This window comes from Kitasatospora sp. NPDC056446 (assembly GCF_042796115.1).
Classification (GTDB): Bacteria; Actinomycetota; Actinomycetes; order Streptomycetales; family Streptomycetaceae; genus Kitasatospora.
Map to the genome: position 1 here is coordinate 1 of NZ_JBHTRF010000230.1, position 1,320 is coordinate 1,320.

The window sequence follows — 1,320 nt, forward strand, 5'->3', positions numbered from 1 at the left end:
CAGGCACCGCACCACTCCCAAGCCTTGCATGCAGCCTCCCCCCTCTCGAAGTCCTGTGCCCGCAGCAGAGAATTGGTAGCAACCCTCGAACTTAGAACCTACAAGCGATGAAAGGGGGCTGCTCTATCCACTACATATAGTTCAGAGGCGCAGATAGGGAAAGATTAAGCATGGTGCGCGGCGGCTCATACCGTCGGATGCTCGTCATTGGGGTCAGGTATCTGCTTAATGGTAAACCATACTTTTCGCACATGCTTGTAAACTTGATAGAGAATTGCCATTCCCCCGAGGGCCATATACAAAGCCTCGTCACCCTGGACTTGCTTGCCATATGTGCCCATTGCAAGCTTGTAGAAAATCTTTGAAACAATCCCAAAACTGGCGCCATCCACAACCAACAAGAGCACGGTCCCAGTAGCCAGCGTTACCCCATTCCGATTGGATATACAAACCATCACCAAGGACAGGAGCGCGCCCGCCAAGACAGGATAAAGCATCGCCATGCATGCAACCCCGATAATTGTCGAGAATGAACCGATGCGCCGATCAATTAGCGCCATTTAAAATTCTCATAAACCGAAATATTTTGCAAAATTAAATATTATTGCAAAAAAACCGACGGCCGATAAGATCGCATGGAGGATCGCATCCTCTTTCGATGCAAGCGTGCTCCTATCGCGACCGCCCCCCACTTCGGTCTTACTATTTTTACGCCAGAATGACTCAGACTTAGCCCGCAAATTCATAACACCCCTTTTCCCTCAGTTAAAGCACTAGGAGGGGCAATGTCAAGCGCTGGCACGCCGCCACCTTGCTGCACAAACAGCCAGAACCATAACCGAAGCTGGAATGCTGCCCGGCTTGAGCTCACTGACGGCCTTCTCCGTAAACACTTGCGCTGCTATGACCATTGAGCCTACTCCTCCGTAGTGAGCTAACCTGATCAATCCTGATTTCAGCGTCGCCTCAGCAGAACGACAAAGTCCTCGATCACACGACGCGCATCCATCGACAGCACCTGCCTGACTTGGTGCGCGGGAGCCAGGAACACAGGCTCCTCATGCTCGCCCTGTCGCCATGGAAATTGGCCCGAATTGGGGCTCGCATCATGCTCCGCCCTGGTGCGCCACGCGCCGCCACCATCCCCACTGAGCCTGACGGCTGGCACGATGTGAGTGATTCTCTCAGTTGGATCGATCCGCGAGAGCAGCCATGCCGCATACCCTACAGCGCTGGCTAGTTTCCCAGCTACGTCTTCTTCCAACACCACGGGCAGCCCCATCCCGCGTCCAGGAGGCGGCACGGGAACACTGATCAACC

General features: G+C 53.9%; 2 protein-coding genes. Both read right to left on the bottom strand.

The features are described 5' to 3' along the window. Nucleotides 1-185: 185 nt before the first annotated feature. Complete coding sequence (locus ACFQ6N_RS40895) at nt 186-560, bottom strand: hypothetical protein (protein ID WP_199932578.1); 375 nt, start codon at nt 558-560, stop codon at nt 186-188. A 395-nt stretch (nt 561-955) separates the two neighbouring features. Beyond that, nucleotides 956-1,320 (bottom strand): hypothetical protein (locus tag ACFQ6N_RS40900; protein WP_380659206.1); only part of this gene is annotated, 365 nt, incomplete at its 5' end.

Excerpts from the sequence above, each read along its gene's own strand:
- ACFQ6N_RS40895 (WP_199932578.1), bottom strand. The coding sequence starts at position 560 with ATGGCGCTAATTGATCGGCGCATCGGTTCATTCTCGACAATTATCGGG.